Annotated in this window: 24 protein-coding genes; 17 read left to right on the forward strand and 7 right to left on the reverse strand. The window is 64.0% G+C overall.

The window, feature by feature from the left end; all coding sequences use genetic code 11:
• Positions 1-104 precede the first annotated feature (104 nt).
• A complete protein-coding gene (locus tag FXB41_RS07315) occupies positions 105-584 on the reverse strand; it encodes an Lrp/AsnC family transcriptional regulator (protein WP_007593271.1) in 480 nt (159 codons plus the stop codon).
• A gap of 134 nt (positions 585-718) precedes the next feature.
• Here FXB41_RS07315 and ald point away from each other — a divergent pair, with 134 nt between their 5' ends.
• The 3 genes from ald to FXB41_RS07330 all read left to right on the forward strand — a co-directional run bounded on the left by ald (position 719) and on the right by FXB41_RS07330 (position 3,435).
• Positions 719-1,834: an alanine dehydrogenase gene (gene ald, locus FXB41_RS07320; protein WP_219680939.1), complete on the forward strand. Its 1,116-nt coding sequence runs from the start codon at positions 719-721 to the stop codon at positions 1,832-1,834.
• 175 nt (positions 1,835-2,009) lie between these two features.
• Positions 2,010-2,228 (forward strand): hypothetical protein, encoded by a 219-nt coding sequence (locus FXB41_RS07325; protein ID WP_007593267.1) that lies wholly within the window; start codon positions 2,010-2,012, stop codon positions 2,226-2,228.
• Between the two features lie 148 nt (positions 2,229-2,376).
• A complete protein-coding gene (locus FXB41_RS07330) occupies positions 2,377-3,435 on the forward strand; it encodes a YeiH family protein (protein WP_007593265.1) in 1,059 nt (352 codons plus the stop codon).
• 138 nt (positions 3,436-3,573) lie between these two features.
• Here FXB41_RS07330 and FXB41_RS07335 read toward each other — a convergent pair whose 3' ends face one another.
• The 5 genes from FXB41_RS07335 to FXB41_RS07355 all read right to left on the reverse strand — a co-directional run bounded on the left by FXB41_RS07335 (position 3,574) and on the right by FXB41_RS07355 (position 8,204).
• The gene (locus tag FXB41_RS07335) at positions 3,574-4,446 is read right to left on the reverse strand and encodes an ABC transporter ATP-binding protein (RefSeq protein ID WP_007593264.1); all 873 of its coding nucleotides are present in this window, start codon (positions 4,444-4,446) and stop codon (positions 3,574-3,576) included.
• On the reverse strand, positions 4,443-5,351 hold the full coding sequence (locus tag FXB41_RS07340) for an ABC transporter permease (RefSeq protein ID WP_088940900.1): 909 nt from the start codon (positions 5,349-5,351) through the stop codon (positions 4,443-4,445). Before FXB41_RS07340 ends, FXB41_RS07335 begins: the two co-directional genes overlap by 4 nt.
• The gene (locus FXB41_RS07345) at positions 5,348-6,769 is read right to left on the reverse strand and encodes an ABC transporter substrate-binding protein (RefSeq protein WP_219680943.1); all 1,422 of its coding nucleotides are present in this window, start codon (positions 6,767-6,769) and stop codon (positions 5,348-5,350) included. Before FXB41_RS07345 ends, FXB41_RS07340 begins: the two co-directional genes overlap by 4 nt.
• A 165-nt stretch (positions 6,770-6,934) precedes the next feature.
• Positions 6,935-7,711 (reverse strand): Crp/Fnr family transcriptional regulator, encoded by a 777-nt coding sequence (locus tag FXB41_RS07350; RefSeq protein WP_007593261.1) that lies wholly within the window; start codon positions 7,709-7,711, stop codon positions 6,935-6,937.
• A gap of 196 nt (positions 7,712-7,907) precedes the next feature.
• Entirely contained in the window at positions 7,908-8,204 is a 297-nt protein-coding gene (locus tag FXB41_RS07355; protein WP_007593255.1) for a gamma-butyrobetaine hydroxylase-like domain-containing protein, read from the reverse strand.
• 208 nt (positions 8,205-8,412) lie between these two features.
• On the opposite strand from FXB41_RS07355, the gene FXB41_RS07360 reads away from it, so the two are divergent.
• The 5 genes from FXB41_RS07360 to FXB41_RS07380 all read left to right on the forward strand — a co-directional run bounded on the left by FXB41_RS07360 (position 8,413) and on the right by FXB41_RS07380 (position 13,557).
• Positions 8,413-9,186, forward strand: coding sequence for a ferredoxin--NADP reductase (locus tag FXB41_RS07360; RefSeq protein WP_007593254.1), 774 nt, complete (start codon positions 8,413-8,415; stop codon positions 9,184-9,186).
• Positions 9,187-9,290: 104 nt separating this feature from the next.
• Complete coding sequence (locus tag FXB41_RS07365) at positions 9,291-11,033, forward strand: fumarate reductase/succinate dehydrogenase flavoprotein subunit (protein ID WP_007593253.1); 1,743 nt, start codon at positions 9,291-9,293, stop codon at positions 11,031-11,033.
• 26 nt (positions 11,034-11,059) lie between these two features.
• The gene (locus FXB41_RS07370; protein ID WP_007593252.1) at positions 11,060-11,293 is read left to right on the forward strand and encodes a 4Fe-4S dicluster domain-containing protein; all 234 of its coding nucleotides are present in this window, start codon (positions 11,060-11,062) and stop codon (positions 11,291-11,293) included.
• 2 nt (positions 11,294-11,295) lie between these two features.
• Positions 11,296-12,273, forward strand: coding sequence for a HEAT repeat domain-containing protein (locus FXB41_RS07375; RefSeq protein ID WP_219680944.1), 978 nt, complete (start codon positions 11,296-11,298; stop codon positions 12,271-12,273).
• 111 nt (positions 12,274-12,384) lie between these two features.
• Positions 12,385-13,557, forward strand: a complete 1,173-nt coding sequence (locus tag FXB41_RS07380; RefSeq protein WP_007593250.1) for a fumarylacetoacetate hydrolase family protein — start codon at positions 12,385-12,387, stop codon at positions 13,555-13,557.
• Positions 13,558-13,616: 59 nt separating this feature from the next.
• Here FXB41_RS07380 and FXB41_RS07385 read toward each other — a convergent pair whose 3' ends face one another.
• Entirely contained in the window at positions 13,617-13,784 is a 168-nt protein-coding gene (locus tag FXB41_RS07385; protein ID WP_157158567.1) for a hypothetical protein, read from the reverse strand.
• A gap of 162 nt (positions 13,785-13,946) precedes the next feature.
• Here FXB41_RS07385 and ytfQ point away from each other — a divergent pair, with 162 nt between their 5' ends.
• The 9 genes from ytfQ (at position 13,947) to chvE (ending at position 23,347) form a co-directional block, all read left to right on the forward strand.
• Positions 13,947-14,912, forward strand: a complete 966-nt coding sequence (gene ytfQ / locus FXB41_RS07390) for a galactofuranose ABC transporter, galactofuranose-binding protein YtfQ (protein WP_007593249.1) — start codon at positions 13,947-13,949, stop codon at positions 14,910-14,912.
• A gap of 121 nt (positions 14,913-15,033) precedes the next feature.
• Positions 15,034-16,578 carry a sugar ABC transporter ATP-binding protein gene (locus FXB41_RS07395; protein WP_219681156.1) on the forward strand — a complete coding sequence of 515 codons (1,545 nt, stop codon included), beginning with the start codon at positions 15,034-15,036 and terminating at the stop codon, positions 16,576-16,578.
• Complete coding sequence (locus FXB41_RS07400) at positions 16,575-17,567, forward strand: ABC transporter permease (RefSeq protein ID WP_007593247.1); 993 nt, start codon at positions 16,575-16,577, stop codon at positions 17,565-17,567. Before FXB41_RS07395 ends, FXB41_RS07400 begins: the two co-directional genes overlap by 4 nt.
• The gene (yjfF, locus tag FXB41_RS07405; RefSeq protein WP_007593246.1) at positions 17,564-18,544 is read left to right on the forward strand and encodes a galactofuranose ABC transporter, permease protein YjfF; all 981 of its coding nucleotides are present in this window, start codon (positions 17,564-17,566) and stop codon (positions 18,542-18,544) included. Before FXB41_RS07400 ends, yjfF begins: the two co-directional genes overlap by 4 nt.
• Positions 18,541-19,320 carry a FadR/GntR family transcriptional regulator gene (locus tag FXB41_RS07410; protein ID WP_219680947.1) on the forward strand — a complete coding sequence of 260 codons (780 nt, stop codon included), beginning with the start codon at positions 18,541-18,543 and terminating at the stop codon, positions 19,318-19,320. The genes yjfF and FXB41_RS07410 overlap by 4 nt, the downstream gene beginning before the upstream one ends.
• On the forward strand, positions 19,317-20,243 hold the full coding sequence (locus FXB41_RS07415) for a Gfo/Idh/MocA family protein (protein WP_219680948.1): 927 nt from the start codon (positions 19,317-19,319) through the stop codon (positions 20,241-20,243). The genes FXB41_RS07410 and FXB41_RS07415 overlap by 4 nt, the downstream gene beginning before the upstream one ends.
• Positions 20,244-20,245: 2 nt before the next feature.
• Positions 20,246-21,322 carry an aldose epimerase family protein gene (locus tag FXB41_RS07420; protein ID WP_219680951.1) on the forward strand — a complete coding sequence of 359 codons (1,077 nt, stop codon included), beginning with the start codon at positions 20,246-20,248 and terminating at the stop codon, positions 21,320-21,322.
• A complete protein-coding gene (locus FXB41_RS07425; protein ID WP_219680953.1) occupies positions 21,322-22,200 on the forward strand; it encodes an SMP-30/gluconolactonase/LRE family protein in 879 nt (292 codons plus the stop codon). The genes FXB41_RS07420 and FXB41_RS07425 overlap by 1 nt, the downstream gene beginning before the upstream one ends.
• A gap of 73 nt (positions 22,201-22,273) precedes the next feature.
• Positions 22,274-23,347 carry a multiple monosaccharide ABC transporter substrate-binding protein gene (chvE, locus tag FXB41_RS07430; protein WP_007593237.1) on the forward strand — a complete coding sequence of 358 codons (1,074 nt, stop codon included), beginning with the start codon at positions 22,274-22,276 and terminating at the stop codon, positions 23,345-23,347.
• The last annotated feature ends 68 nt before the right edge of the window (positions 23,348-23,415 follow it).

Here is a 23,415-nt window from a genome sequence, read left to right on the forward strand (position 1 = left end):
ACGCGGGGGCACGCCTCCGCCGGCCAATAGCGCCCAACGGACCACCGACCGGTTGGTTCCTTTTGATTCTCTTGCCGGCAGTTCGCCCTTCCGAGAGGTTGCGATCAGCGCTTCGCTTCGCCGAACACCACATTCGGCACGGCGCGGTTGACGACCTCGCGCAGCGCGAAGCTCGATTGTACCCGCGCGACGCGCGGCAGGCGCGACAGCTCCATGCGGTGGATGCGCTCAAAATCCTGGATGTCGCGGGCGAGCACGATCAGGATGTAGTCGTCGGTCCCCGACATCAGGAAGCAGCGCACGACGGACGGGCATTTCACCACTTCCGCCTCGAACGCCTTCAACGCCTCGTCGCTTTGGCTTTCCAACGCGATGCGGACCAGCACCGTGGTGGTAAGGCCGAACTGCGCGAGGTCGAGCGTGGCCTGATAGTCCTGGATATAGCCGTCGTCTTCCAGCGCCTTCTGGCGCCGCGCGAGCGCGGTGCTTGATAGCCCAACCTTGTTGGCGAGCTCGGTGTGGCTGGCCCGCGCATTGGTCGTGAGTTCCGCGAGGATTGCGAGATCTTTCCGGTCGAGGGCCAAAGTTTCGTTTCCAGCGTGAAAGGGCGTTTGCGCGCCGGAAACCGGCGCAGGGATGTCAAAGCTAGCGGATATTTGCACGAAACCAAACCGGGCAGGTCGCTACGATCATGAGGTGAATCAAAAGGAGGCCAGGGATGCGCGTCGGTGTGCCCAAGGAAATCAAAGTGCAGGAATATCGCGTCGGGCTCACCCCGGGCGCAGTCCGCGAATATGTCGCGGCCGGGCACGAGGTGACCGTCGAGAGCGGCGCGGGTGGCGGCATCAGCGCATCCGACGAAGTCTATAGGCGGGTAGGGGCCACCATTGCCGACAGCGCGCGCGACATCTTCGCGAAGTCCGACATGATCGTGAAGGTGAAGGAGCCCCAGAAAAGAGAGTGGGCCCAGCTCCGCGAAGGCCAGATCCTGTTTACTTACCTTCATCTTGCGCCGGATCCCGAACAGGCTAGGGGTTTGCTCGCCTCCGGCTGTACTGCGATCGCCTATGAAACCGTCACCGACGCGGCCGGTCACCTCCCCCTGCTTGCGCCGATGAGCGAAGTCGCCGGCCGCCTCGCCATCGAGGCCGCCGGTGCCGCGCTCAAGCGTTCGGCCGGCGGCCGCGGGCTGCTGCTGGGCGGCGTTCCCGGCGTGCAGCCGGCGCGGGTCGTCGTGCTCGGCGGCGGCGTGGTGGGAACGCAAGCCGCGCGCATGGCCGCGGGCCTTGGCGCCGAGGTCACCGTGATCGACCGTTCGATTCCTCGGTTGCGGGAGCTCGATGACCTCTTTGCAGGGCGCGTGCGCACCCGCTTCTCCACCATCGAATCGGTTGAGGAGGAGGTGTTCGGTGCCGACGTCGTGATCGGCGCGGTGCTGGTGCCGGGCGCGAGTGCGCCCAAGCTCGTCACGCGTGCGATGCTGGCATCGATGCGACCGGGCGCCGTGCTGGTCGACGTCGCGATCGATCAGGGCGGCTGCTTCGAGACCTCGCACCCGACCACGCATGCAGAACCAACTTATGTGGTCGACGGCATCGTGCATTATTGCGTCGCCAACATGCCCGGCGCAGTGCCGGTGACGTCGAGCCAGGCGCTGAACAACGCGACGCTACCGTTCGGCTTGATGCTCGCGAACAAGGGTTTTGCCGCGGTGCTGGAAAATCCACATCTGCGCAGCGGGCTGAATGTGCATCGCGGCCGCATCACCAACAAGGCGGTGGCGGAGAGCCTCGGGCTGGAATTTGCTCCGGTGGGGAGCGGGCTGGCGGCATAGAGCATGATCCGGAAAAGTGCGCAGCGGTTTTCCAGGCCGGAAGAAGAAAACTATTGTCCCGTGCCCGTCCTGCGGAAGGAGTTTCCCCGCCGGGAGGCAAAAAAGCCAATCGCTTCCATTGCTGTTTGGGGCCGAAACGACGACATTTCCATCAGAAATTGATGGATTGACTGCTATGGAACGCACCAGGTTTGAGCCTTTCGGCGAGCAATTGGTGTCCGCAACGGACACCCAACCGCGCTCGCGCGGGTCGAAGCTGCTGCTGCGGGTTGGCACCGGCCTGTTCTGGTCGCTGGTTGCCGGCATCGTGCTGGCGCGTGCGGCCTTCTTCGAACCCGGCGTCTACGATGGCTTCAGCCGCGTCGCCTCGCTGGCCAAGAGCCTGATCTTCTAAGGCGCGCCTGATCTTCTAAAGGGCGCCTGACCTTCAGAGCCAGATTATTCCGGGCTGAGGATAGAACTTCCCTGAGCCCTGATATGTCGAAAACTTATTTCCCAATCGGATGGCGCTGCGTATAAATCCTTCTCCTTGGGAGAGATTTGTGTCGCAGAATCAAGCATCCAGCCCGGCCGACGCCAAGCCGACCACGGCCACTGGCCGCATCGTCGCGCTGATTCCCGGGATCCTCCTCTGCATCGCCGTGGCCGGCGTTTCGGCCCTGCTCGAACGGGCGGAATTGGGCGTCTTCGAACATCCCTATGTCGAGGCGCTGGTGATGGCGATCTTGCTCGGCATGGCCGTGCGCAGCTTCTGGAAGCCCGCGCCGCGCTGGCAGTCCGGCATCGCCTTCAGCGCCAAGCAACTGCTCGAAGTCGCCGTCATGCTGCTGGGGGCCTCGATCAGCTTTGCTGCTATCGCGGCGTCCGGGGTCGCGCTGTTGGCCTCGATCGCAGCGGTCGTCGTGATCGCGCTCTGCGTCTCCTTCGGCATCAGCCGCCTGCTTGGTCTCTCGACGCGGCTCTCGATCCTGATCGCCTGCGGCAACTCGATCTGCGGCAATTCGGCGATCGCCGCGGTGGCGCCGATCATCGGCGCCAACAATGACGAGATCGCATCCTCGATCTCCTTCACCGCGATCCTCGGCGTGATGATGGTGCTCGGCTTGCCGCTGCTGATTCCGCTGCTGCAGCTATCGGCGACCCAATACGGAATCCTTGCAGGCCTCACCGTCTATGCCGTGCCGCAGGTGCTGGCCGCGACGGTGCCGGCGGGACTCGTCTCGACGCAGATCGGCACGCTCGTCAAGCTGATGCGCGTGCTGATGCTCGGGCCGGTGGTCGTCGGCCTCTCGCTGACCGCCTCGCGCTGGCAGAGCGACGCCAAGAAGAGCAATGTCGGCTTTTTCCGCCTGGTCCCGTGGTTCATCCTCGGCTTCCTTGCGCTGGCGACCCTGCGATCCCTGGAGATCGTGCCGTCCACGGTGGTTGCCCCGATCACGCGGATCACGGGTTTTCTCACGGTGGTGTCGATGGCTGCACTTGGCCTGGGCGTCGACGTGAAGGTGCTTGCGAATGTCGGGGGCAGGGTGACGGCCGCTGTGACGCTGTCGCTGATGCTGCTGCTCGGCATCAGCATCGCGCTGGTGCACTGGTTCAAGTGAGCGGCGCGACACTGCCGTAGGGTGGGGAAAGGCGCGAAAGCGCCGTGCCCACCATTTCTCTCATGGAGAACGATGGTGGGCACGCTTCGCTTTGCCCACCCTACGAAACTGGCTTCCCGCAAGCGGGGCGAGGTAAGATCAAATCACGTCCGCGAGCGAATGCCCGTGCAGCTCGATGTTCAGCCCCTGCATGCCCATGTCGTTGAGCTCGCCGCCCATCGCTTTGATGCTCTCCTCGCGGATCAGCGACATCAGTCCGCGGCGCAATGCCAGGAATTCCGACGACATCATCATCGACTGCTGCCGCGGCCGCTCCAGCGGGATCGGAATCTCCGCCTTGATCGAGCCGGGGCGCGCGGTCATGCAGTAGACGCGGTCGGACAGGAAGATCGCCTCGTCGATGTCGTGGGTGACGAACAGCACCGAGATCTTCAGCCGCTGCCACATGTTGGTGAGGATCTGCTGCATGATGACGCGGGTCTGCGCATCGAGCGCGCCGAAGGGCTCGTCCAGCAGCAGCACTTTGGGTCCTGTCGCGAGCGCGCGGACGATGCCGACGCGCTGTTTCATGCCACCTGAGAGTTTCTCGGGGTAATGCTTTTCGAAGGCTTCGAGGCCCGCGAGGCCCAGCAGCGTGCGCGCGGCGCGCTCGCGCTGCGAGCGCGGCATGCCGCGCATCTTCAGGCCGAACTCGACATTCTCTCGCACCGTCTTCCAGGGAAACAGCGAATATTGCTGGAACACCATGCCACGCTCGGCGCTCGGACCGTTCACCCTCTCGCCGTCGACGGTGACGATGCCCGTGGTCGGCTTGAGGAAGCCGGCGACCGCGTTAAGCAGCGTCGACTTTCCGCAGCCGGAGGGCCCGACGATCGAGACGAACTCGCCAGGCTTCACATGAATCTGCGTATCGGTGACGGCCTGTACCGGTCCTTCGATGCTGTCGTAGCTGAGGGAGAAATTCCTGACCTCGATATGCCCCTGCGGTGCCTTGACGACGATCTCACTCATCTTGACCTCCACGGCATCACCAATTGTCCGGCCCCCCGGATCAGCATGCTCGATCCGAGGCCGAGCACGCCGATCGCGATCATGCCGAGCGCGATGTCGGCATACTGGACCAGCGAATAGGCCTCCCAGGTGAAATAGCCGATGCCGTACTGCCCCGAGATCATCTCGGCGGCGATCAGCGACACCCAGGCCACCCCCATGCCGACGGTGAGGCCTGTGAAGATGTGCGGGAGCGAGGCCGGGAAATACACGTCGCGGAAGATCGAGCGTTCCCGCGCGCCGAGACATTGCGCGGCGCGCACCAGCACGGGGTCGACCAGCGACATGCCGTGCAGCGTGTTGACCAGGATCGGGAAGAACGAGCCGAGGAAGGTGATGTAGACGATGCTCTGCTCGTTGGTAGGCCACAGCATGATCGCCATCGGCACCCAGGCGATCGCCGGGATCGGCCGCAGCACCTCCGCCACGGGGAAGATAATCTCGTGGACCAGCTTGAAGCGGCCCATGATCAGGCCGAGCGGCACCGCGACGATGGCCGCGAGCGAGAAGCCGAAGAAGATGCGCCGGCAGCTCAAGAGAACGTGCAGCAGGAATTTCGGATCGTGGATCGCCTTGGTGAAGCTCGCATAGACCGCGAGTGGCGAGGGCACGTTGGTGAAGCGCACGAAGAACACGACGCGGTAGGTCGTCAGCAGGTGCCAGACCAGCAGGAAGGCGAGCAGCGAGATGATGCCGATCGCGGTCGCGCGCAGCCCGCCCCGGTTGAGCCGGTACCAGCGCAACGCGAGCGTGCCGAAGGAAGGCGGTGATGCGGGTGGAGTGGAGGCGGGCATGGCGCTTGCCTCCGCGATGGCACTTGCCGGCATGCTGTCCTCGGGATGTCTGAGGAGGGCGGGACTGCTCACGTCTTGCCCCCGCCGACCGCCGCCTTCACGGCCTCGTCGAAGCCGAGCACCTTGCCGCTGATCTTGGCGGCATAGGCTTCGGCGTCCTTCTTCAACAGGAACGGCACAACCTCGCCATTGCCGACCGCGAAGAAAGCCTGGTCGGCGAACAGCTTGATGCCGCGGGTGGTATCGAAGACGTAAGCGACGTTGATCTTCTTGCCCTTTGCCTTGTAGTCGGCATAGGCGGCGAGCGTGCAGCCGGTTGACGAGAAAGGCATGATGCCGGCTTCGTCGACCCAGACCTCGCCGGCTTTGCGCGGATCGGAGATCGGTTTCTTGCAGAAGGAATCTTCGCCGGAGATCTCGTAATTGCTGGTGCTGGCGAGCCGCGCGTCGTAGTCGAGCTTCATCTCGGAATAGGCTTTGCGGATGTAGCTGTCGTCGACCCATTTCTTCGGGTCGAACTCCTTCATCCGGCCGAGGTTCTGCAGCACCTTGACGTCGGCCGTCGCGGCGTCGATCAGCGCCGGCTTGATCGAGGGATCAGTGGTCATGTTGCCGCTGGGGCCGAGGAAGATGTAGACGACCTCCTTGTTGATGCCGGTCCATTCCTGGATTTTCTCGGCGGCGAGCTTGGGATCGTCGCGCAGCCACTGATTGGCGGCGATCAGCGCCTTGAAATATGCGACGACGACCTCGGGATATTTCTCGGCGAAATCGGTGCGGACCACGATGCCGTGGAAGGTCGGCAGATTAGTCTCGACGCCGTCAAAGATCTTTCGCGCGAAACCGCGGAACGGCAGCAACTCGGCGAACGGAACGAAGTCGGCATGCGCGTCGATCTTCTTCTCCTGGAGATTGGTCGAGCCGACCTCCGGGCTTTGGCTGACCAGCTGGAAGAAATCCGACGCGTAGCCGCGGTCCTGCATCGCCTTCAGCACCATGCCGTGCGCGGCGGAGCCGAACGGCACGCTCACGAGCTTCCCCTTGAGGTCTGCGAGATCGTAGTAGGGCGAATCCTTGTGAACGACGATGCCGTTGCCGGAGCCCGACAGGCTGTAGGCGGCGATGCCGATCAGTCGGCTCTTGCTCTCCGGATTGCTGTCGAAAGTGAAGCCGTTCACGATCAGCGGATAGTCGCCCATCATGCCGATCTGCAGCTTGTTCGCCATCATCGCATTGGTGACGGGCGGACCGGACGTGAAGTTCTGCCACTCCAGCTCGAACTTGATGTTGGCGTATTTGCCGTCCTTCGGCAGATATTTTTCGAGGAGATGGAGCTGGCGGATGACGACGCCGGCGGTCACCGTGTTGGTCGTGGTGTCCTGCGTTCCGATGCCGAGCGTAACGGTTTCCGCCGCGGCCGGCTGCGCGAGGAGAAGCGCCAGCGACGTCACCGACATCGCGATCGAGAGCGTGGGAAGATGGCGGACCATTCTCATCCTCATTCGGTTGGATGTGCTGTGGTTGCCATGATTGGGTGAGGGCGTGGGCAGGGCAAATCCGGAATGAGCGCCACAGTCGATTAGTTGCCGGGAAAAGTTGATTGCATAGTCCTTGGGCAGTCCTGCACTATAAAGCCGCTTGGGTGGGCACCGGCCCTAGTCCGACGCTTGCCCTCGCATCTCTTCCAGCACGTCGGGCCGGCAGACCACGATCTGGGAGCGCTTGGTCAGCACGATTCCCTTCTCCTGCATGCGCTTCAGGCTGATCGTGACCCATTGCCTGGTGGCGCCGACCATGTGGGCGATATCGGCATGGGTGAAGGCGGCCGCGATCACCCGGCCGTCGGCGTCATCGACGCCATAGAGGTCGACGAGATGCAGCAACAGATGCGCAAGGCGCTGTGTGATCGAGCGCGTTCCCAGCATCTGGGCCAGCGCCGAATAGCACTTGCCCTTGAAGGTCAGGCCTTCGATCAGGCCGATCGCGAGGTTCGGAATCTCGACCGCAAGCGATCGCAACTCCTTTCCGGGCAGATGCACCACGCTGCAATTGCTGGATGCAACGCCGGACCATTGATGCACGGTGCCTTCGAACACTTCCGGCCCGCCGACGAAATTGCCGACATGCCAATAGGCCAGCGTGATCTCGCGGCCGAGCGGCGAGGTGTAGAAGACCCGGATACGGCCGCTTTCGATCAGCCAGATACCGTCATGCTTGCCACCCTGGCTGAACAGCGTCTGGCCACGGTTGAGCACTTTTCGGCGGCCCTGCTTCAGCACCAGCTCCCGCTCGCGCTGGCTGAGCTTGTCCATCAACGGCGGCGGTCCGCCGATCCATTGCTGGTTCTCGGTGAGCAGCAGCGAGGAACCGCCGGCAGGCCGGACTGCCGGGGGACCGGCCCCCCGAACCGCATTCGCCGCCGCCTGCAACATTATCTGCCTCCGGAACGTTCAAACCGTTCTAAAGAGGAGCAATGTCCGTGCCAGATTCACTCCGCTGTCATCGCCCGGCTTGACCGGGCGATCCAGTATTCCAGAGACGTCAATGGGTTATCGAGAAGCCGCGGCGTACTGGATTCCCCGCCTTCGCGGGGAATGACAGCGGAGTTTGGAGGACGACCTGTTGCGTCTACCGTCCCGCCAGGCTCAGCAAATACGGCTTCGGGTAAATCCCCCGATTATGCCCATCCGAAAACGAGATGTTCAGCCCGTAACCGAGATCGCCGATTTCGGTGATCGCGATGCCCGGAAAACGCTCGGGGAAGCGGCCGTCGAAGCGGGCGCGGGTGCAGTGGGCGCATTTGCAGGAGAGGCGGAGCGTTTCCGCCGGCAAGTCCAGCGTGTCGTCCTGAGCGGTGCGAACGCGGAGCGTCGCGAGGTCGGCGCTTGCTTCGTAATCTGCCACGATCGGTGCCACCAAGGTCATGACGTGTCTCCGACCCTTCTCTACGTTGCCGCAGCGCTGCTGCGATAGCAACTAATTGCCAGGCTCAGGTGCGAGGCGCTGATCTTCGCTGCCTGCTGTTCGATCATCGCCCACGAAATGTGAAACTAATCGACCGGGAATTTCAGTTCGGCGTTGCCGGATTCCCGTCTCTCCGAAACCTTGTGCGCAATCGAGGTCAGGAGAGACAATGAGCGCATTTCAGAAGGAAACGGTCCTGTCGGTCAGGCACTGGACCGATAGCCTGTTCAGCTTCACCGCGACGCGCGATCCGGGCTTCCGCTTCCAGAACGGCCAGTTCGCGATGATCGGGCTGGAAGTCGAGGGCAAGCCGTTGCTGCGGGCCTACAGCATGGCGAGCGCCAATCACGAGGAGGCGCTCGAGTTCTTCTCGATCAAGGTGCAGGACGGTCCGCTGACCTCGCGCCTTCAGAAGATCAGGGAGGGAGACGTCATCCTGGTCGGCCGCAAGGCCACGGGCACGCTGATCACCGGCAACCTCCTTCCCGGCAAGCGCCTGTTGCTGCTCTCGACCGGCACGGGGCTCGCGCCGTTCGCCAGCCTGATCAAGGACCCCGACGTCTACGAGAATTACGAGACCATCGTGCTCGCCCATGGCTGCCGCCAGGTCTCCGAGCTCTCCTATGGCGAGCACCTGGTAGAAGGCCTGCGCGATCACGAGTTCTTCGGGCCGCTGATCCGGGACAAGCTCGTCTACTACCCGACCGTTACCCGCGAGCCGTTCAGGAATCGCGGCCGCATCTCCGACCTGATCGCGTCGAACCAGCTCTTCGACGACATCGGTCTATCAGGCCTCGATATCGAGACCGACCGCATCATGCTGTGCGGCAGCCCGGCGATGCTGGAGGAACTTCCCGCGATGTTGTCCGCACGCGACTTTGTCGAGGGCAATCACAGCCGGCCCGGTCATTTCGTGATCGAAAAGGCCTTTGTCGAGCGCTGAGGCGCAAATCGCAGCCCGGCGACAACTAATTGCTATCGCCGGGACGCCTGCTGAACAAATCTGATGCAAAGGCGCCGGACCTGCCGGCGAACCAGGAGCAAGCGATGTCACTAGATCAGATCGTCGATGGACTTTCGGAGGTTTCCTGCGACGTGCTGGTGATCGGCGGCGGCACGGCCGGCCCGATGGCGGCACTGAAGGCGAAGCTGAAGAATCCGAAGGCCAATGTCGTCCTGCTCGAAAAGGCCAACGTCAAGCGCTCCGGAGCGATCTCGATGGGCATGGACGGCTTGAACAACGCCGTCATTCCCGGATACGCAACGCCGGAGCAGTACACCAAGGAAATCACCATCGCCAATGACGGCATCGTCGATCAGAAGGCGGTCTACAAATACGCGCAGAACTGCTACTCGATCATCGAGGAACTCGACAGTTTCGGCATCCGCTTTCTGAAGAACGAGAACGGCGACTACGCCGTCAAGAAGGTGCACCACATCGGCACCTACGTGCTGCCGATGCCGAACGGCGAGACCGTGAAGAAGGCACTGTATCGCCAGCTCCGTCGCGCCCGCATCCTGATCTCCAACCGCTACATGGCGACGCGGCTGCTCAAATCCGCCGACGGGCGCATTGCCGGCGCGATCAGCGTTAATACTCGTACCGCCGAGATGCTGGTGATCAAGGCCAAGGCCGTCATCCTGTGCATGGGCGCCGCCGGCCGGCTCGGTCTGCCGACCTCCGGCTACATGTTTGGTACCTACGAGAACGCAGCCAATTCCGGCGACGGCTATTCCATGGCCTATCATGCCGGTGCGGCTCTGGCGAACCTCGAATGCTATCAGATCAATCCGCTGATCAAGGACTATAACGGCCCGGCCTGCGCCTACGTCGCCGGTCCCTTCGGCGCCTTCACCGCCAACAACGAGGGATCGCGCTTCATCGAATGCGATTACTGGTCGGGTCAGATGATGCTGGAATTCTACAACGAGCTGCTGTCCGGCAAGGGCCCGGTGTTTCTCCAGCTCAAGCATCTTCACCCCGACACCATCTCGGAGATCGAATCGACGCTGCACAAGGTCGAGCGTCCCACACGCGGCCTGTTCCAGCAGGGGCGCGGGGTCGACTACCGCAGCGAGTCGATCGAGATGCATATCTCCGAGATCGGCTTCTGCTCCGGTCACAGTGCGTCGGGCGTGTTCGTCGACGACAACGCGCGCACCACCGTCCCGGGCCTCTATGCCGCCGGCGACATGGCCAGCGTGCCGCACAATTACATGCTCGGCGCCTTCACCAACGGCTCGGTCGCCGGCCTCGACGCGATGGAATTCGCTGACAATCACGACTTCGCGGAATTCGACGCGGCCGATGTCGCCAGCGAACGTGACCGCGTCATGGCGCCGACCAAACGCGAGGACGGCATTCCGCCGAACCAGATCGAGTACAAGACCCGGCGTCTCGTCAATGACTATCTCCAGCCGCCGAAAGTTACGCGCAAATACGAACTCGGCATGCGCCGGCTCGCCGAAGCGAGGGAAGACATGCAGGAGCGCATGATCGCGCGCAATGCGCACGAACTGCTCCGCGCGCTCGAAGTACAGTCGATCATGGACTGCGCGGACATGGCTGTGCATGCCTCGCTCTACCGCGAGGAAAGCCGCTGGGGTCTCTATCACTGGCGGACGGATTTCCCGGAGAAGGACAACGAGAACTGGTTCTGCCACACGCTGCTGAGCAAGCAGGACGGCAAGATGACCAGCGAGAAGCGTGCCGTGGAGCCCTATATCGTGCCGATCGCCGACGATGAGAAGGATCTCTACGACAAGCAGCGCATCCGCGCGACAGCCTGACCCGCCAAAGTAACAGGAGACATACGATGCCTCTCGCTTCCTATCAGACATCGGTTCCGGTGGTCGTCGACGACGCCAAATGCATCGCGGACAAGGGCTGCACGGTGTGCGTCGACGTCTGTCCGCTGGACGTGCTGCGTATCAGCGATATGACCAACAAGGCCTATATGGCCTATGACGAATGCTGGTACTGCATGCCCTGCGAGGCGGATTGCCCGACCGGCGCTGTCACCGTCAACATTCCCTATCTGCTGAGGTAGTCATGTCGAGCCCGTTCGAATCCTACGACGATCTCGAAGATGCCGACGAGCGGCTCCAGGCCGCCGATCCAGGGGAGCGCCGCGTCGCCATCATCGCGCTCGGCCATTCCGGCGATCCCGCAGCAGTCGGCCGTCTCGCCAAAATGGTCGCCGATCCCGATGCCGGCGTCCGCCAGCAGGTCGCGATGGCGCTTGGCGAGTTCGACGGGCCGGAGGCTGCCAGCGCGCTGGTGAAGCTGCTGGTCGATCCTGAGAGAATCGTTGCGTCCGCCGCGGCCGACAGCATGGCCGAGTTCAAGGATCCTGCCTGCGCCGAAATCATCCTGCCGCTGGTCAAGCACGCCCACGCCTTCGTCCGCATGGGCGCGTTGCGCGCGCTGAAGGAGCTGCGCTGCAAGGATACGCTGAAGCCGGCGCTGGAAGCGCTCCAGGATTCCGACGCCGCCGTGCGGGTGCAAGCGATCGGCGTGATCGGGTTCCTCAAGCTGGAGGAATCAATCCCGGCGCTGACCGCGCTGATCAACGATCCCGACGCGCATGTGCGCCGTGCCGCCGTCAGCGCGCTCGCCTTCTCGCAGATGAAGCCCGCGGCTGAGATGATCACGCGCGCGTTGAAGGATTCGGACTGGATGGTGCGGGAGATGGCCGCAGAAACGCTGGGCCTCAACGTCAACGGCTCGATCGCCGCCGACCAGCTCATCGCTTCGCTCAGTGACGAGTTCTGGCAGGTGCGGCTGAAGGCAATCCGCAGCCTTGGCCGGATGAAGATCGAGCACGCGGTTCGCCCGATCGGCAATTGCGTCAACCATGAGCAGGCGAATTTGCGGAAGGAAGCCGCTGCTGCGCTCGGCGAAATCGCCCACCACGACGGCGAGGCGTTCCTTGCCGTCATCGCCAACGATCCAGATCCCGAGGTGCGCAAGAACGCGCGCTGGGCGCTTCAGCAGATCGCGGCCCGGAAAGCGCGCGCGGGGGCATAGGAGCGCGGCGGGCTGCCGCGCTGGACTTCCCGTCCCAGACGTTTATTGGTCTTCGCCAATGTGATCGGCCTCCGCGAGCGCGGCCGATCCGAAAAGAGCGAGGATACGCCCATGACGACATTGACGGTAAAGGACCTTCTTCCCGAGGACGGCACGCGGGGAACGCTTGTCGGCCGCGTCTGGCTGCCGCAGGCGAATGGCCCGGCCGTGGTCGCCGTGCGCGGCGATGGTGTGTTCGACGTCACCGCAACGTTCCCGACCGTCAGCACGCTCTGCGAGGAGGACGATCCGGCGAAGGCGCTTGCCACGACCAAGGGCGAGCGCATCGGCGATATCGAGGCCATCGTCCGCAACACGCCGCCCGATCAGCGCGATCCGAAAAAGCCGTGGCTGCTCGCGCCGGTCGATCTCCAGACGCTGAAGGCGGCCGGTGTGACCTTCGCCATCTCGATGCTGGAGCGCGTGATCGAGGAGCGGGCGAAAGGCAATCCGGCCTCGGCCGAAGCGATCCGGCAAGAGGTGACGCGGCTGATCGGCGACGATCTGTCGAAGCTCAAGCCGGGTTCGGACCAGGCGATGCACCTGAAGCAGGTGCTGATCGACCAGAACGCCTGGAGCCAGTATCTCGAGGTCGGCATTGGCCCCGATGCCGAGGTCTTCACCAAGGCGCCGACCTTGTCGTCGGTCGGCACCGGCATGGATGCGGGGCTGCATCCGAAATCGACATGGAACAACCCCGAGCCGGAGCTGGTGCTGTTCGTCTCGAGCCGCGGCAAGATCGTCGGCGGCGCGCTCGGCAACGACGTCAATCTGCGCGACTTTGAGGGCCGTTCGGCGCTGTTGTTGTCGAAAGCCAAAGACAACAACGCGTCGTGTTCGATCGGTCCGCTGCTGCGCCTGTTCGACGACAGCTTTACCCTCGATGACGCCCGCAAGCTCGACATCAGCCTGAACGTGAAGGGGCAGGACGGTTTCGTCCTCGACGGCCATTCCTCGATCAGCATGATCAGCCGCGATCCGACCGATCTGGTCGAGCAGACCATCGGCAAGGTGCATCAATATCCTGATGGCTTCGTGCTATTCCTCGGGACCATGTTCGCACCGGTTAAGGATCGCGACGCGCCGGGGCAGGGGTTCACCCACAAGCGCGACGACATCGTCACGATCTCGGCGCCCCAGCTCGGCAAACTCGTCAACCGCATGCGGACCAGCGACGAGTGCGAGCCCTGGACCTTCGGCATCGGCGCGCTGATGAAGAATCTGGCGCAGCGGAAGCTGATCTAGCGGTCGGCATGTTGCCCGGCCGACAGCGGGCGATTGCACATCGAAATCAGAGAAGGTCGTCATGCCCGGGCTTGTTCCGGGCATCCACGTTCTTTGTCCCGCATGGCAAGAACGTGGATAGCCGCGACAAGCCCGCCCATGACGATGTGGCGCTGGCCAAGCTGCATCATTTCTTTCATCTTCCCGTTGCATCTGCGGAACAAAATCGCGCTGGGCGTGTCGTACAATGACTCTCCTGCCGAATGTCACCTCCCGACCAAATAGTCAGATAATATGACTAGTCGGAACCAAGCTTCCGTGAAATAGTCCCTCCCGCCGCCTCAAAGGTCGGCCTGTGGGTGCGATGCTACCAATCGGCGCCCCGGATAACATTTTGGGAGATACGCCTGATGATCCTCAAAGCCCTCTTTGCGGCCAGCGCCACTGCCGCGTTGCTGCTCGCGCTGCCGGCGAATGCCGCCGAGCTCACCATCGGCTTCTCGCAGATCGGATCGGAATCCGGCTGGCGCGCGGCCGAGACCTCGGTCTCCAAGCAGGAAGCCACCAAGCGCAAGGTCAATCTCAAGATCGCCGACGCGCAGCAGAAGCAGGAGAACCAGATCAAGGCGATCCGCTCCTTCATCGCGCAGAATGTCGATGCGATCTTCCTCGCGCCCGTCGTCTCGACCGGCTGGGACTCGGTGCTGAAGGAAGCCAAGGAGGCCAAGATCCCGGTCGTGCTGCTCGACCGCGACATCGATCCCTCCGGCAAGGAGCTCTATCTCACCGCCGTGACCTCAGACAGCGTGCATGAAGGCGAGGTCGCCGGCGACTGGCTGGCCAAGACCGTCGGGGCCAAAGCCTGCAACATCGTCGAATTGCAGGGAACGGTCGGCGCGAGCGTCGCCGCCAACCGCAAGAAGGGTTTTGACACCGCCATCGCCAAACACGCGAACCTGAAGGTGGTGCGCAGCCAGACCGGCGACTTCACCCGCGCCAAGGGCAAGGAAGTGATGGAAAGCTTCATCAAGGCCGAAGGCGGCGGCAAGTCGATCTGCGCGGTCTACGCGCATAATGACGACATGATGGTCGGCGCGATCCAGGCGATGAAGGAAGCTGGCCTCAAGCCGGGCAAGGAGATCCTCACTGTCTCGATCGATGCGGTCCCCGACATCTTCAAGGCCATGGCCGCCGGCGAAGCCAATGCCACGGTCGAGCTGACGCCGAACATGGCGGGCCCCGCGCTCGATGCCATCGCGGCCTTCAAGGGCAAGGGCACGGTGCCGCCGAAATGGATCCAGACGGAGTCGAAGCTTTATACGGCCGCCGATGATCCGCAGAAGATCTACGACAGCAAGAAGGGCCTCGGTTACTGAGGCGAGGACGTCGCCGGACGGCCGTGTTTCGGCAGTCCGGCGATCCCGCTCGAAACCGCTGCGCGAACGAACAGGCTCCGTGTCCGCATCGTCGGCGGGCGCCGCTGGGAGTGAATTTGTGATGGAGAACAGCCCGGATTCCGCGGCTTCCCTGCTGGAGGCGCGCGGGATCAGCAAGAGTTTTGGTGCGGTACGCGCGTTGCAGCAAGTCGACTTCACGCTGCGCGCTGGCGAGATTCATGCGTTGCTTGGCGAGAACGGCGCCGGCAAGTCCACGTTGATCAAGGTGATCACCGGCGTGTTCCCGCGCGATGCTGGCATCGTCAGGCTCGGCGGCGAAGAGGTCGCGCCGCGCTCGGCCAAGGCGGCGCTTCAGGCCGGCATCGCCACCGTCTACCAGGAGGTCAATCTGCTGCCGAACCTCTCGGTGGCGCAGAACCTGTTCCTTGACCGGCAGCCGATGCGTTTCGGCATGGTGCGCGAAGGCGAGATGCGCCGCCGCGCCAAGGCGCTGCTCGCGGATTTCGGCCTCGACATCGACGTATCAGCGCCGCTTGGCAATTATTCGGTGGCGATCCAGCATGTCACCGCAATCGCGCGCGCTGTCGATCTCTCGGCGCGTGTGCTGATCCTGGACGAGCCGACCGCGAGCCTCGACCGCCATGAGGTCGAGATCCTCTTTCGCATCATGCGTCAGCTTGCCAAGCGCGGCATTGGCATCGTCTTCGTCAGCCATTTCCTCGACCAGGTCTACGAGATCTCCGATCGCATCACGGTTTTGCGAAATGGTCGCCTGGTCGGCGAGCGCGAGACCGCGTCGCTGTTGCGACTCGAGCTGATCCGGATGATGCTCGGCCGCGAGCTGGCCGAGACCACCAGCGCGCGGGCCGCGACGCGCGAGCATCAGGCCCGCGAAGTCTGCGCGAGCTTCGAGAGCTATGGCAAATCAGGCTATGTCGCGCCGTTCAATCTCGAGCTGCGCCATGGCGAGGTGGTCGGTCTCGCCGGCCTGCTCGGCTCGGGCCGGACCGAGACGGCGCGGCTGGTGTTCGGCGCCGAGCGCGCCGATCGCGGGCAGGCGAGGGTGGAAGGCGCGCCTGTCCGGCTTCACTCGCCGCGCGACGGCGTGCGCCACGGCTTTGGCTATTGCCCTGAGGAGCGCAAGACTGACGGCATCGTTGCCGAGCTCACCGTGCGCGAGAACATCGTGCTCGCGCTCCAGGCCAAGCGCGGTCTGCATCGGCCGCTGTCGCGACGCGAGCAGGACGAGATCGCAAGCCGTTACGTCAAGATGCTCGACATTCGCCCGCCCGATCCGGAGCGTCCCGTCGGCCTGCTGTCCGGCGGCAATCAGCAGAAGGTCCTGCTGGCACGGTGGCTTGCGACCTCCCCGCGGCTCCTCGTGCTGGACGAGCCGACCCGCGGCATCGACGTCGGCGCGCATGCCGAGATCATCCGCCTGATACGCGAGCTCTGCGACGACGGGCTTGCGCTGCTCGTGATTTCCTCCGAGCTCGACGAGATCGTGACCTATTCCGATCGCGTGGTGGTGCTGCGCGACCGCGCTCATGTCGAGGAACTCGCGGGCGAGGCGATCGACGTCGGTAACATTCTCGCGGCCATTGCCGTCGATAGCGTCGCCGTTGCGCTTGAGGCTCACACATGACAGCGCTGCTGCCGCGCCGCGGCCTTGCCCAGATCCTCGCATTGATCGTCATCCTCGCGGTCGATCGTGTGGTGTCGCCGCAATTCTTCGATCTGCGCCTCCAGGATGGACGTCTGTTCGGCAGCCTGATCGACGTGCTCAATCGCGGCACGCCGGTGGCGCTGCTCTCGCTCGGCATGGTCCTGGTGATCGCGACGCGCGGCATCGATCTGTCGGTCGGCGCGGTCATGGCGATCTCGGGCGCGATCGCGGCGAGCCTCGCCGACAACCACAGTCTGGCCGTGGTGCTGGCGGCTGCGCTCGGCGCGGGCCTGATCTGCGGATTGTGGAACGGATTTCTCGTCGCGGTGCTCGGCATGCAGCCGATCGTGGCGACCTTGATCCTGATGGTGGCGGGACGCGGCATCGCTCAGCTCATTACCGAAGGCCGCATCGTGACCTTCTCCTCGCCCGATCTGGTCTGGCTCGGCAACGGCTCCATCCTCGGCGTGCCGGTGCCAGTCGCGATTGCGCTTGGCATGTTGATGCTCACCGGCGCGGTGGTGCGAGGCTCGGCACTTGGGTTACTGATCGAGGCAACCGGCGGCAATGCGCGGGCGAGCGAGCTTGCCGGCGTCGGCACGCGCGCGATGATTTTGGCGGTCTATGTCTGGTGCGGCGTTTGCGCTGCGCTTGCCGGTGTCATCGCGGCGGCCGACATCATGGGCGCGGATGCCAACAATGCCGGCCTCTGGCTCGAGCTCGACGCCATCCTCGCGGTGGTGATCGGCGGCACCTCGCTGTTCGGCGGCCGCTTCAGTCTCGTGCTGGCCGTACTCGGCGCGCTGATCATCCAGACCATGAACACCGGCATTCTGCTGTCGGGCTATCCGCCGGAGTTCAATTTGCTGGTCAAGGCGATGGTGGTGCTCGCCGTGCTGCTGCTGCAATCGCCGAAGCTGTCCGGCTTTGCCGGAATCGTGACGCGGCTGCGGGGGACCAAGGCATGAAAGGCCTGCCGCCCGTCCTCATCACGGCGATCGTGCTCGTCGCGGGATTCGCGCTTTGCGCGATGCAGTTTCCCAACATCGCCTCCACCCGCGTTGTCGGCAATCTCCTGACCGACAACGCCTTCCTCGGCATCGTCGCGACGGGCATGACCTTCGTCATCATTTCCGGCGGCATCGATCTCTCGGTCGGCTCGGTGATCGGCTTCACCACGGTGTTCGTCGCGCTGGCGATCGAGCGCTGGGGAATGCCGCCCCTGGTCGCCTTCGTCGCCATCCTCGCGCTCTCGGCCGCCTTCGGAGCGGCGATGGGCGCGGTGATCCATGTCTTCGATTTGCCGCCTTTCATCGTGACGCTCGCCGGCATGTTCTTGGCCCGGGGTGCCAGCTTCCTGCTCTCGACGGAATCGGTGCCGATCACAGCACCGGTCTATTCCACCGTGTCGGACTTCGCACTGCGAGTACCCGGCGGTGGACGGCTGACGGCGGTCGCGATCATCATGCTTACGATCGTGATCGGCGGCGCATTGCTGCTGCAGCTCACCCGGTTCGGCGCCAATGTTTATGCGCTCGGCGGCAGCCGGGCGACCGCGAGCCTGATGGGTGTCGCCGTCGGCAGGATGACGGTGAAGATCTACATGCTGTCGAGCCTGCTCGCCGGCATCGCCGGCATCGTCTTCTCCTTCTACACCAGCGCCGGCTACTCGCTGTCCGCGGTTGGCGTCGAGCTCGACAGCATCGCGGCCGTCGTGATCGGCGGCACGCTGCTCACGGGCGGGCAGGGCTCGGTGATCGGCACCTTCCTCGGGGTGCTGATCCAGGGCATGATCCAGACCTACATTAATTTCGACGGGACGCTGTCGAGCTGGTGGACCAAGATCGCGACCGGGGTGCTGCTGTTCGCCTTCATCGCCTTGCAGCAGGGGTTGGTCGCGCTCGCGCGCCGGCCCGTGGCAAAGCGCGCGGGAGCAGTCTCATGACCACCTCGCGCATCCTTGTCATCCCGACGCGCCGGGCGCACTCCAATCACGCGGAGGTGGCCCGCTCGATCGGCGTCGACATCATTGCCGGCCGCTACGCGGAGGGAACGCGCCTGCCTGGCGATGCCGAAATGATCGCGATGTTCGGGGTGTCGCGACCGGTGCTGCGCGAGAGCGTGAAGACGCTGGTGGCCAAGGGCCTGCTCACAACCAAGGCGCGGGTCGGCACCGTCGTGCGTGAACGCGTCGCCTGGAACATGTTCGACGCCGACGTGCTGGCCTGGCACCTGGATGCCGGGATCGACAAGCGCTTCCTCAATGACCTCGCCGAAATCCGCCTCGCGGTCGAGCCGCGCGCGGCCGCGCTGGCGGCGGCGCAGCGGTCGGAGCAGGATCTCTCCGAGCTCCGTCGCTGCATGGAGCGGATGCGGCTTGAAGCCTCCGACTCCGTTGGCTTCGCCGATGCCGACCTCGCGCTCCATGTCGGTGTGGCGCGCGCCTCCGGAAATCTGTTCATGCGCTCGATCGGGCACGTCATCGAGGCTGCGTTGCGCGCCTCATTCCTGCTCAGCGCACCGGTCGAACCGGAGGACCGCGACACCGTTCTGCTCTGGCATCAGAAGATCGTCGATGCCATCGCGGACGGTGATGCCACGACTGCGTCGGAGGCGATGGTCTACGTCATTCACAACGGCATGCGCCGCCACGAGGGTACAGTGATCGAGACTGTACCGGCCGAAGCGCTGCCGTCCGCGGAAGCTGGAGAAAGATCGTGACTGAACTTCGCATCGCCATCGTCGGCTTCGGCAAGATCGCGCGGGACCAGCACGTCGGCGCCATCGCAGCGGTTCCCGGCGCGACGCTGGCGGCCGTCGCCAGCCGCAATGCCTCGTTGCCGGATCTGCCGCATTTCGCGACCATCGAGGAGCTGCTGGAAAAAGGCCCGCCGATCGACGCGGTGTCGCTCTGCACGCCGCCTCAAGTGCGCCGCGCCCAGGCCGTCGCAGCGCTCAGGGCCGGCAAGCATGTCATGCTGGAGAAGCCGCCCGGCGCCGGCGTTGCCGAGCTCGATCCGCTGATCGCGATGGCCGGTGAGGCCAAGCGAACGCTGTTTGCGACCTGGCATTCGCGCCATGCGCCGGCAGTCGAGCCGGCGCGCGAGTGGCTCGCCGCGCGCCGCATCCATTCCGTGCACATCAACTGGAAAGAGGACGTCCGCGTCTGGCATCCCGGGCAGGCGTGGATCTGGGAGCCGGGCGGGCTCGGGGTGTTCGATCCCGGCATCAATGCGCTGTCGATCCTGACCAGGATCCTGCCGAAACCTGTGTTCGTCACCGCGGCCGAACTCGCCTTCCCTGCCAATTGCCAGGCGCCGATCGCCGCGAAGCTGACGCTGACCGACATCGACGGCCTGCCTGTGGCCGCCGAGTTTGATTTCCGCCAGACCGGGCCGCAGAGCTGGGATATCCTCGTCGAAACCGACCAGGGCCGGATGACGCTATCCCGCGGCGGCAGGATCATGGCGATCGACGGCAAGACCGTTGCCGAGGCGCCCGATGAGGAATATCGGGAGCTTTACCGGCGCTTCGTCACGCTCGCCGCTACAGGCGCGAGCGACGTCGATTTGGCGCCGCTTCGTCTCGTCGCGGACGCCTTCCTGCTCGGCAGGCGCACGATCGTCGAACCGTTTGTGGATTGATCATGGCTGGATCGAAAACAGAAAGAGACGTCTTCGGAACGCTGCCGGACGGCCGCAAGGTGGACCGCATCGTGCTGCGCGGAGAGGGCGGGTTCGAGGCGCGCATCATCACCCATGGTGCAGTCTTGCAGGCCTTGATCGCGCCGGACGCCAAGGGCGGCTACGACGACGTCGTGCTCGGCCATGACGCGTTCGCCGGCTATCTCGCCGAACGGAAGTTCTTCGGCGCCACCGTCGGCCGCTACGCCAATCGCATCGCCAACGGACAATTTTCGTTGGACGGCGAGACGGTGCAGCTTCCCGTCAACAACGGTCCGAATGCGCTGCATGGCGGCCTCGACGGCTTCGACCGCAAGCTCTGGGACATTGCGGAGATCGACGATGGCGCCGAGCCCGCGGTCACGCTGACCTACACGAGCCCGCATGGCGAGGAAAACTATCCCGGTCGGCTCGATGTGCGCCTGACCTATCGCGTCACCGGCCCGGCCGAGCTATCCCTGATCATGGAGGCGCGGACCGACCGGCCGACCATCGTCAACCTGACCAACCACAGCTTCTTCAATCTGGAAGGCGCGACATCAGGTACGCCCATTCTCGATCACAAGCTGACGGTCGCCGCCGGGCATTTCCTCGCGATCGATCCCACCGCCATTCCGTTGCCGGAGCCGCCGCGCAGCGTTGCCGGCACGCCGTTCGACTTCCGCGAGCCGCGGGCCGTCGGCGAGCGCATCCGCGAGAGCGACCAGCAATTGCGCAACGGCAGGGGCTACGATCACACCTACAGTCTCGCGCGTGATGGCAAACTTGCGCTCGCGGCGCGGCTGGAGGGACCGCGCTCGGGGCGCATCATGGAGCTGCTCACCAATCAGCCCGGTCTGCAGGTCTATTCGGGTAATTATCTCGACGGCACGATCTCGGGCAAGGGCGGCAAGCTCTACCGGCAGTCCGACGCGATGTGCCTGGAGCCGCATATCTGGCCGGACGCACCGAACCGGCCGGATTTCCCGAGCCCGCGCCTAGCGCCGGGCGAGGTCTACCGCCATCACACGGTCTATCGCTTTGCGGTGAGGAGGTCATGATGGAACAGGTGCCCACCTCGGTTCTTTCGGACGATCCTTGCCATCTCGGCGAGGGGCCGACCTATGACGTGACCACGGACACGGCCTGGTGGTTCGATATCCGCGAGGGGCGACTGTTCGAGGCGCAGCTCGCCAGCGGCAGCATTCGCGTTCATGCGCTGGGCCGGATGGCGAGCGCAGTTGGGCGGATCGACGCCGAACGGCAGTTGATCGTCGCGGAAGACGGGCTCTATGTCCGCAAAATCGCCGATGGCGCGATGACGCTGATCTGTCCGCTCGAAGCCGATAATCCCGCGACCCGTTCCAACGATGCCCGCGTGCATCCCTCCGGCACGTTCTGGATCGGCACCATGGGCCGCAAGGCGGAAGCAGGGGCAGGCGCGATCTACGCGTTCCATCACGGCGAGATCTCGATGCTGTTTCCGCGCGTCAGCATTCCCAACTCGATCTGCTTCTCGCCCGACGGCACCACCGGCTACTTCGCCGATACTGCGCGCGCGGTGCTCTACGCGGTGCCGCTCAATCCCACGACCGGCCTGCCGCGCGGCGAGCCGGAAGTGCTGCTGCGCCACACCGGCATCGGCGGTCTCGATGGTTCGGTGTGCGACGCCGACGGAAACATCTGGAACGCGTGCTGGGGCGCTGGCCGTATCGACGTCTACTCTCCGCAAGGCGAGCGGCTGCGCTCGATGAGCGTGCCGGCAAAGCAGGCGAGCTGCCCCGCTTTTGTAGGCCCTGATCTGTCTCGTCTCCTCGTCACCTCGGCCTGGCAGGACATGGATGCGGCGGCGCGTGCCGCCGATCCGCAAGCCGGCTACACCTTTCTGTTGGAGGCATCCGCGCGCGGTCGCGCGGAGCCTGACGTCAAGCTCGCATAGGAGGCTCGAAGCCGCACACCACCAAAGTTCTCGGCGACACGAAAAAACAGTCTGACACCAAAGGGAGTGAAACATGCTGAAACTGAAGACGACCTTCCTCGCGCTGGCGCTGGCCGGCGCTGCGACGATGGCCGCGGGCGTCACCGCCTCGGCCCAGGACAAAGCAACAGTCGGCATCGCCATGCCGACCAAATCGTCGGCGCGCTGGATCGACGATGGCAACAACATGGTCAAGGTGCTGAAGGAGCGCGGCTACAACACCGACCTGCAATATGCCGAGGACGACATTCCGAACCAGCTCTCGCAGGTCGAGAACATGGTGACCAAGGGCGCGAAAGCGCTGGTGATCGCCGCGATCGACGGCACTACGCTGTCCGACGTGCTCAAGCAGGCGAAAGCGAAAGGCATCACCGTGATCGCCTATGACCGCCTGATCCGCGGCACGCCGAACGTCGACTATTACGCGACGTTCGACAATTTCCAGGTCGGCGTGCTCCAGGCCGAGTCGATCGTGCAGGGCCTCGGCCTCAAGGATGGCAAGGGTCCGTTCAACATCGAGCTGTTCGGCGGCTCGCCCGACGACAACAACGCCTACTTCTTCTACAACGGCGCGATGAGTGTGCTGAAGCCGTACATCGACAGCGGCAAGCTCGTCGTCGTCTCCGGCCAGATGGGCATGGACAAGGTCGCGACCTTGCGTTGGGATGGCGCCACCGCGCAGGCCCGCATGGACAATCTGCTCAGTGCCTACTACGGCAACAAGAAGGTCAACGCGGTGTTGTCGCCGTATGACGGCCTATCGATCGGCATCATCTCCTCGCTGAAGGGCGTTGGTTATGGCAGCGCCGGCCAGCCGATGCCCATCATCTCGGGCCAGGATGCCGAGGTGCCCTCGATCAAGGCGATGCTGCGCGGCGACCAGTATTCGACCATCTTCAAGGACACCCGCGACCTCGCCAAGGTGACCGCCGACATGGTCGACGCTGCGCTGGCCGGCAAGCAGGTCACCGTCAACGACACCAAGACCTACGAGAACGGCGCCAAGACCGTGCCGTCCTATCTGCTCAAGCCGGTCGTGGTCTACAAGGACAATTGGGAGAAGGTCCTGGTCGACAGCGGCTACTACAAGAAGTCGCAGTTCCAGTAAGAGGTCTACTCCCTCTCCCGACCTGCGGAGAGGGAGTTCTTTAGGGTTAGGGCGAAGCGCATGTTTAT

The organism is Bradyrhizobium canariense (genome assembly GCF_019402665.1).
In the GTDB taxonomy this organism is placed as follows: domain Bacteria; phylum Pseudomonadota; class Alphaproteobacteria; order Rhizobiales; family Xanthobacteraceae; genus Bradyrhizobium; species Bradyrhizobium canariense.